7 protein-coding genes are annotated in these 7,877 nt (G+C 63.8%); all 7 read left to right on the forward strand.

Features of this window, described 5'->3' with window-relative positions; all coding sequences use genetic code 11:
* The first annotated feature begins 55 nt into the window (after positions 1 to 55).
* The 7 genes from EN994_RS10295 to EN994_RS10325 all read left to right on the forward strand — a co-directional run bounded on the left by EN994_RS10295 (position 56) and on the right by EN994_RS10325 (position 7,847).
* Positions 56 to 1,336, forward strand: a complete 1,281-nt coding sequence (locus EN994_RS10295) for an NADH-quinone oxidoreductase subunit E (protein WP_063168238.1) — start codon at positions 56 to 58, stop codon at positions 1,334 to 1,336.
* A 10-nt stretch (positions 1,337 to 1,346) separates the two neighbouring features.
* A complete protein-coding gene (gene nuoF, locus EN994_RS10300) occupies positions 1,347 to 2,651 on the forward strand; it encodes an NADH-quinone oxidoreductase subunit NuoF (protein WP_013531094.1) in 1,305 nt (434 codons plus the stop codon).
* Positions 2,652 to 2,722: 71 nt separating this feature from the next.
* On the forward strand, positions 2,723 to 3,412 hold the full coding sequence (locus tag EN994_RS10305; RefSeq protein ID WP_063168237.1) for an NADH-ubiquinone dehydrogenase: 690 nt from the start codon (positions 2,723 to 2,725) through the stop codon (positions 3,410 to 3,412).
* Between the two features lie 73 nt (positions 3,413 to 3,485).
* A complete protein-coding gene (gene nuoG / locus EN994_RS10310) occupies positions 3,486 to 5,567 on the forward strand; it encodes an NADH-quinone oxidoreductase subunit NuoG (RefSeq protein ID WP_013531096.1) in 2,082 nt (693 codons plus the stop codon).
* A 2-nt stretch (positions 5,568 to 5,569) separates the two neighbouring features.
* Positions 5,570 to 6,613 (forward strand): NADH-quinone oxidoreductase subunit NuoH, encoded by a 1,044-nt coding sequence (nuoH, locus tag EN994_RS10315; protein WP_013531097.1) that lies wholly within the window; start codon positions 5,570 to 5,572, stop codon positions 6,611 to 6,613.
* Entirely contained in the window at positions 6,613 to 7,104 is a 492-nt protein-coding gene (gene nuoI, locus EN994_RS10320) for an NADH-quinone oxidoreductase subunit NuoI (RefSeq protein WP_013531098.1), read from the forward strand. Before nuoH ends, nuoI begins: the two co-directional genes overlap by 1 nt.
* Positions 7,105 to 7,226: 122 nt before the next feature.
* On the forward strand, positions 7,227 to 7,847 hold the full coding sequence (locus EN994_RS10325) for an NADH-quinone oxidoreductase subunit J (RefSeq protein WP_013531099.1): 621 nt from the start codon (positions 7,227 to 7,229) through the stop codon (positions 7,845 to 7,847).
* Positions 7,848 to 7,877: the final 30 nt, after the last annotated feature.

Below are 7,877 nucleotides of genomic sequence, written 5' to 3' on the forward strand. Positions count from 1 at the left end.
CGCCACCGCCGTTCTCGGCTCCCTCGACATCGTGTTTGGTGAGGTCGATCGCTAAATGTCAGTCCGCCGTCTCGCAGAAGCCAGCGTCCAGCCAGCATCCTTCGCCTTCAACCGGGCGAATGCCGCGGCTGCGAAGCAATGGATCAAGAAGTACCCGAAGGGCCGTGAACAGTCGGCCATCATCCCGCTTCTGATGATAGCACAGGAGCAGGAAGGCTGGGTGACGAAGGCGGCGATCGAGACGATCTCCGACATGCTCGGCATGCCCCGCATCCGCGGGCTGGAAGTCGCGACCTTCTACACGCAGTACCAGTTGAATCCGGTCGGCACGCGTGCGCACATCCAGGTCTGCGGCACCACGCCCTGCATGCTGCGCGGTTCGGAAGCGCTGATGGATGTCTGCCGCTCCAAAATCCATCACGACCAGTTCCACACCAACGACAAGGGAACCTTGTCTTGGGAAGAGGTGGAATGCCTCGGTGCCTGCGTCAACGCGCCGATGGTGATGATCTTCAAGGACACGTTCGAGGATCTGACGCCGGAACGCCTGGCTGAAATCATCGATCTCTATGACGCCGGCAAGGGTGCTGCGGTGGAACCGGGGCCGCAGAATGGCCGCACCGGCTCGGAGCCGGCCTCCGGCCTCACCACGCTGAAGAGCGAAAAGGCGATCCTCAAGTCGACCCGCGACAGGGAAGCCAGGGAGGCGGCCAAGGCCGCCAGGGCGGCACCCGACGCGATCGTCGCAGCGCCGGTGCCGGCGCCGGCCGCGGCCCCTGTCGCACCGTCCAACACCAGCAAGCCGAAGACCGACGCCCCTGAAACCAGCCCGGCGCTGAAGACGCCTTCAAAAACCAAGGTCGCGCCGGCGGCTGAAAAGGCGGCGAGTGTTGCCGCTCCACTGCATTCGGCCGCCAATGCCAACAAGGCAGACTCCAAAGTCGAGCAGGTTTCCAAGCAGCGCAGTGGCCCCATCACCAAGGCCGAGCCGGCCTCCGCCTTCAAGGCGCCAGAGGTCAAGGTACCGGCCGCCAAGCCGGCCAAACCGTCGCTCGGGGACAAGAACCGCCCGGCCGGCATCGACAGGCCGGCACAGGTCGATGACCTCAAACTGATCTCCGGCGTCGGCCCCAAGATCGAGGGCATCCTGCATACGCTGGGCATCTTTACCTTCGCGCAGGTCGCGTCGTGGAAGAAGGCCGAACGCGAGTGGGTGGATGGCTATCTCTCTTTCCAGGGCCGCATCGATCGCGACGACTGGGTCAAGCAGGCCAAGGCGCTCGCCAAGGGTGGCGTCGCCGAATACATCCGCGTCTTCGGCAAGAAGCCGGTCTGAGGGACGAAAAATGCTCGGGGATAAAGACCGCATCTTCACCAATATCTACGGCCTGTTCGACAAGTCCTTGGCCGGCGCGATGGCGCGCGGCGCCTGGGATAACACGCCCGGCATCGTCGCCAAGGGCCGCGAGTGGATCGTCAACGAGATGAAGGCGTCGGGCCTGCGCGGCCGTGGCGGCGCCGGCTTCCCGACGGGCCTCAAATGGTCGTTCATGCCCAAGCAGAGCGACGGCCGGCCGAGCTACCTGGTCATCAATGCCGACGAATCGGAGCCCGGCACCTGCAAGGACCGCGACATCCTGCGCAACGACCCGCACACGCTGGTCGAGGGCGCGCTGCTTGCCGGTTTCGCCATGGGTGCGGTTGCCGCCTACATCTATGTGCGCGGCGAGTTCATCCGCGAGCGCGAGGCGCTGCAGCGCGCGATCGAGGAGGCCTATGAGGCCAAGCTGATCGGCAAGAACAACACCTCCGGCTACGATTTCGACATCTACATGCACCACGGCGCCGGCGCCTATATCTGCGGCGAGGAGACAGCGCTCCTCGAAAGCCTCGAAGGCAAGAAGGGCCAGCCGCGGCTGAAGCCGCCATTCCCGGCCAATGTCGGCCTCTATGGCTGCCCGACCACGGTCAACAATGTCGAATCGATCGCGGTTGCGCCGACCATCCTGCGCCGCGGTGCGGCCTGGTTCTCGTCCTTCGGCCGGCCGAACAATGTCGGCACCAAGCTGTTTTGCATCTCCGGCCACGTCAACAATCCGTGCACGGTCGAAGAGGCGATGTCGATCCCGTTCCGCGAACTGATCGAGACGCATTGCGGCGGCATTCGCGGCGGCTGGGACAATCTTTTGGCGGTCATACCGGGCGGCGCTTCGGTGCCGCTGGTGCCGGCCGAGCAGATCATCGACGCGCCGATGGATTTCGACGCGCTGCGCGACCTCAAATCCGGCCTTGGAACCGCGGCTGTCATCGTCATGGACAAGTCGACCGATGTCGTGAAGGCGATCGCGCGGCTTTCCTACTTCTACAAGCACGAGAGCTGCGGCCAGTGCACGCCATGCCGCGAAGGTACCGGCTGGATGTGGCGGGTGATGGAACGGCTGGTGCGCGGCGAGGCGCAGAAGCGCGAGATCGATATGCTGCTCGACGTCACCAAGCAGATCGAAGGCCATACGATCTGCGCGCTGGGCGACGCGGCGGCATGGCCGATCCAGGGCCTGATGCGGCATTTCCGCGGCGAAGTGGAGCGGCGCATCGACGAGTTTTCGCGCAATGCGCACCGGGCCGAGCCTGTGATGGTGGCGGCGGAATAGAAGAACGTTTTACGCGGACGAAAGTCCGCAGCGAAGGGCGGGGCGAACGACGAAACGACCAGGAGAACTCTATGGCGCCGTATTCGAACCCGCTGATGCCCAATTTGGACCAGATCGAGCAGATGAACCAGGACTTGACCAGGATGATGCCGAAGGAGATGGCCAGTGCCGTCAACCTTTTCGTGCATCCTGTGGCGGGTGCGGCCGCGATGTCGGCGCTTGGCCTCGGGCTTGCCAATCATGCTTTTGGCGTCTGGCTGGGCGCGTTTTCAGGCGCGGCAGAAGCCTCGCAACGGCTGCTGCAGCCGATCGTCGATGATTTCGAGGCGCGCGTCGCCCAGTTCGATGAACCGAGTCCTTCCTCCACCAAGGCACGGGCAACGGCGAAAACAATGATCGCCGAGGCGCAGTCCTTCGCGCAGGAAGTCACCGATATTGCCGCCAAGGAAGCCGCCACCATGACGCCGGTGGCAAATGCCGTTCCCGCAACGGGCGGCGTCGGCGATGCGCTGTTGCCCGAGGATTTCAGGCAGCCCAAGGCCATGGAGAAGCCGGCGAAACCGGCGGATCTCAAGGCGATATCCGGCATCGGGCCCAAGCTGGAAAAGGTTCTCAACGGCCTCGGCATCTGGACGTATGCCCAGATCGCGGCATGGACGCCGCAAGAGGTTGCCTGGGTCGAGGACTATCTGTCGCTCGGCGGCCGCATCGGCCGCGACGATTGGACAGCTCAAGCGGCGGCGCTCGCCGTCAAGAAGTGAATGAAGTGCTCGACGTGGTCTCGACCGCGTCCGGAAAAAGAGATTGCGGGAACTCCGCAGGGGTTTGAGGCGAATGGCAAAGCTCAAGGTCGACGGGAAAGAGATCACTGTACCCGACCACTACACGCTGCTGCAGGCGGCGGAAGACGCTGGCGCGGAAGTGCCGCGCTTCTGCTTCCATGAGCGGCTGTCGATCGCCGGCAATTGCCGCATGTGCCTGATCGAGGTGAAGGGCGGGCCGCCCAAGCCGCAGGCTTCCTGCGCCATGAACGTGCGCGACCTGCGTCCCGGCCCGAATGGCGAGGCGCCGGAAATCTTCACCAACACGCCGATGGTCAAGAAGGCCAGGGAAGGCGTGATGGAGTTCCTGCTGATCAACCATCCGCTGGATTGCCCGATCTGCGACCAGGGCGGCGAATGCGACCTGCAGGACCAGGCGATGGCTTTCGGCGTCGATTCCTCGCGCTATCACGAGAACAAGCGCGCGGTCGAAGACAAATACATCGGACCGCTGGTGAAGACGGTGATGAACCGCTGCATTCACTGCACGCGCTGCGTCCGCTTCACCACCGAAGTCGCCGGCATTTCCGAACTGGGCCTGATCGGCCGTGGCGAGGATGCCGAGATCACCACCTATCTCGAACAGGCGATGACCTCGGAGCTGCAGGGCAATGTCATCGACCTTTGCCCGGTCGGCGCGCTGACCTCGAAGCCATTCGCCTTCCAGGCGCGGCCGTGGGAGCTGACCAAGACCGAATCCATCGACGTGATGGATGCGGTCGGCTCGGCGATCCGCGTCGATAGCCGGGGCCGCGAAGTGATGCGCATCCTGCCGCGCGTCAACGAGGCGGTGAACGAGGAGTGGATCTCCGACAAGACCCGCTTCATCTGGGACGGCCTGCGCACGCAGCGCCTTGACCGCCCCTATGTGCGCAAGGACGGCAGGCTGGTTGCTGCCAGCTGGGCCGAGGCCTTCGCCGCGATCAAGGACGCGGTGTCGAAGACGGCGCCCGAAAAGATCGGCGCTATCGCGGGCGATCTCGCCGCCGTCGAAGAAACCTATGCGCTCAAGCTGCTGATGGCTTCGCTCGGCTCGAAGAATACCGATTGCCGCCAGGATGGCGCCGCACTCGATCCGGCGCTGGGCCGTGCGAGCTATATCTTCAACCCGACCATCGAAGGCATCGAGCAGGCCGATGCGGTGCTGATCATCGGCGCCAACCCACGTTATGAAGCCTCGGTGCTCAATGCGCGCATCCGCAAGCGCTGGCGGACCGGCAATCTGCCGGTCGGCGTCATCGGCGATGTCGGCGATACCCGCTACGATTACGAACAGCTGGGCGCCGGGCCGGATTCGCTTGGGGATTTGGCCAACGGCAATGGCAAGTTCTTCCAGACGCTGAAGAAGGCGACACACCCGCTGATCATCGTGGGACAGGGCGCGCTGGCGCGTGCCGATGGCGCGGCCGTGCTCGGTCAGGCGGCCAAGCTCGCGGCCGCCGTCAACGCTGCTCGCGCAGACTGGAACGGCTTTGCCGTGCTGCACAATGCGGCCGGGCGCGTCGGCGGTCTCGATCTCGGCTTCGTGCCGGGCGAGGGCGGCAGAAACGTTGCCGGCATGCTGGGCGAAATGGAGCTCTTGTTCCTGCTCGGCGCCGACGAGATCGACATGGCCAAGACCGGCGGCGCCTTCGTCGTCTATATCGGCACGCATGGCGACCAGGGCGCGCACCGCGCCAATGTCATCCTGCCGGCGGCCGCCTACACGGAAAAATCGGCCACCTATGTCAACACCGAAGGGCGTGTGCAGCAGACCAACCGCGCCGGCTTCGCGCCGGGCGAGGCGCGCGAGGACTGGGCGATCCTGCGGGCGCTGTCGGATGTGCTGGGCAAGAAACTGCCGTTCGATTCGCTGCCGCAGCTGCGCGCCAAGCTTTATGGCGAATACCCGCATCTGGCCCGTATCGACCAGGTCGCGGCCGGCAATGCCGAGGATATCGCCGAGGTGGCGAAGCTCGGCGGACGGCTGAACAAGGGCACCTTCACCTCGCCGGTGAAGGATTTCTACCTGACCAACCCGATCGCGCGGGCATCGGCCGTGATGGCGGAATGCTCGGCACTGGCCAAGAGCGGCTTCAAGCAGGCGGCGGAATAAGCATGGACACTTTCTTCTCCTTCTACGTGCTGCCGGCGCTGCTGATCCTGTTGAAGTCAGTCGTGCTGATCGTCGTTCTTTTGATCTTCGTCGCCTACATCCTCTACGCCGACCGCAAGATCTGGGCGGCGGTGCAATTGCGCCGTGGCCCGAACGTCGTCGGCCCCTGGGGCACGCTGCAGGCTTTCGCCGATCTGTTGAAGTTCGTCTTCAAGGAGCCGGTCATCCCGTCCGGCGCCAACAAGGGCGTGTTTCTGCTGGCGCCGCTGGTGTCGGCCGTGCTGGCGATCTCGGCCTGGGCGGTCATCCCGGTCAGCCACGGCTGGGCGATCGCCAACGTCAATGTCGGCATCCTCTATGTCTTCGCCATCTCCTCGCTCGAGGTCTACGGCGTGATCATGGGCGGCTGGGCGTCGAACTCGAAATATCCGTTCCTCGGCGCGCTGCGCTCGGCCGCGCAGATGGTGTCCTACGAAGTCTCGATCGGCTTCGTCATCGTCACCGTTCTGCTCACCGCCGGCTCGCTCAACCTCACCGATATCGTGCTGTCGCAGCATGATGGAATTGGTACGCGGCTTGGCCTGCCCAACACCTTCCTCGACTGGAACTGGCTGGCGCTGTTCCCGATGTTCATCATCTTCTTCATCTCGGCGCTGGCCGAGACGAACCGCCCGCCCTTCGATCTGGTCGAAGCCGAATCGGAACTGGTCGCCGGCCACATGGTCGAATATTCGTCGACCCCGTTCCTTTTGTTCTTCCTCGGCGAGTATGTCGCCATCGTGCTGATGTGCGCGCTGGCCACCATCCTGTTCCTCGGCGGCTGGCTGCCTCCGTTCGACTTCGCGCCGTTCACCTGGGTGCCGGGCGTCATCTGGTTCGTGCTGAAAGTCTGCTTCGTGTTCTTCGGCATCTCCATGGTGAAGGCCTTCGTGCCGCGCTACCGCTACGACCAATTGATGCGGCTTGGCTGGAAAGTGTTCCTGCCGATCTCGCTGTTCATGGTGGTCGCCACCGCGGCCTTCCTCAAGATCACGGGGTTTGCGTGATGTCCGCTCTTTCCCAAGCCGCCAAATCGCTGCTGCTGCAGGATTTCGTCAGCGCCTTCTTCCTGTCGATGCGCCAGTTCTTCGCGCCGAAGGAGACGATCAACTATCCGCACGAGAAGGGGCCAACCAGCCCGCGCTTCCGCGGCGAGCATGCGTTGCGCCGTTACCCGAACGGCGAGGAACGCTGCATCGCCTGCAAATTGTGCGAGGCGATCTGCCCCGCGCAGGCCATCACCATCGAGGCCGGCCCGCGCCGCAATGACGGCACGCGCCGCACGGTGCGCTACGACATCGACATGGTGAAGTGCATCTATTGCGGCTTCTGCCAGGAAGCCTGCCCGGTCGACGCCATCGTCGAGGGGCCGAATTTCGAGTTCGCGACGGAGACGCGCGAGGAACTCTACTACGACAAGGACAGACTGTTGGCGAATGGCGACCGGTGGGAGCGCGAGCTGGCGCGCAACATCTCGCTGGACTCGCCCTACCGCTGATATTTGACGCATGGACGGGGCGAGGGGCCTCGTCTAAGGACACAACGAAACTTGCGGCCTGAGGCGGCAAACATCGAAACAGGACGGTTGTCCTGTTTGTACAGGAACCCGGGGGATCCCCAATGTTGAGTGGACTAGAGGCGGCCTTTTTCTACCTCTTCGCCTTTGTCGCGGTGGCATCGGCGTTCATGGTCATTTCGTCGCGCAACCCCGTGCATTCGGTGCTGTTCCTGATCCTGACCTTCTTCAACGCCGCCGGCCTGTTCATGCTGACCGGCGCCGAGTTCCTGGCGATGATCCTGCTCGTCGTCTATGTCGGCGCGGTGATGGTTCTGTTCCTGTTCGTCGTCATGATGCTCGACGTCGATTTCGCCGAACTGAAGAGCGGCGCCCTGCAATATGCGCCGATCGGCGCGCTGGTCGGGCTGATCCTGGCGGCGGAGCTGATCGTGGTTCTCGGCGGCTACACCTTCGCGCCGCAGCTCGCTTCGACGGTCTCCAAGCCCATTCCGGATCTTGCCACGCGGACCAATACCGCCGCGCTCGGCGACATCCTCTATACGGACTACCTCTACTACTTCCAGATTTCGGGCCTCGTGCTGCTGGTCGCCATGATCGGCGCCATCGTGCTGACGCTGCGCCACAAGCCAGGCGTCAAGCGGCAGTCGATCGCAGCCCAGGTCGGCCGCACACCGGCGACCGGCATGGAAATCCGCAAGGTCAAGACAGGCGAGGGACTCTGAGATGGTTGTCGGCATCGCACATTATCTGAC

This window comes from Mesorhizobium sp. M7A.F.Ca.CA.002.09.1.1, assembly GCF_003998555.1.
Taxonomy (GTDB): domain Bacteria; phylum Pseudomonadota; class Alphaproteobacteria; order Rhizobiales; family Rhizobiaceae; genus Mesorhizobium; species Mesorhizobium ciceri.

Excerpts from the sequence above, each read along its gene's own strand:
- nuoI (WP_013531098.1), top strand. The coding sequence starts at position 6,613 with ATGTCCGCTCTTTCCCAAGCCGCCAAATCGCTGCTGCTGCAGGATTTC.
- nuoG (WP_013531096.1), top strand. The coding sequence starts at position 3,486 with ATGGCAAAGCTCAAGGTCGACGGGAAAGAGATCACTGTACCCGACCAC.
- EN994_RS10305 (WP_063168237.1), top strand. The coding sequence starts at position 2,723 with ATGGCGCCGTATTCGAACCCGCTGATGCCCAATTTGGACCAGATCGAG.
- EN994_RS10325 (WP_013531099.1), top strand. The coding sequence starts at position 7,227 with ATGTTGAGTGGACTAGAGGCGGCCTTTTTCTACCTCTTCGCCTTTGTC.
- nuoF (WP_013531094.1), top strand. The coding sequence starts at position 1,347 with ATGCTCGGGGATAAAGACCGCATCTTCACCAATATCTACGGCCTGTTC.
- nuoH (WP_013531097.1), top strand. The coding sequence starts at position 5,570 with ATGGACACTTTCTTCTCCTTCTACGTGCTGCCGGCGCTGCTGATCCTG.
- EN994_RS10295 (WP_063168238.1), top strand. The coding sequence starts at position 56 with ATGTCAGTCCGCCGTCTCGCAGAAGCCAGCGTCCAGCCAGCATCCTTC.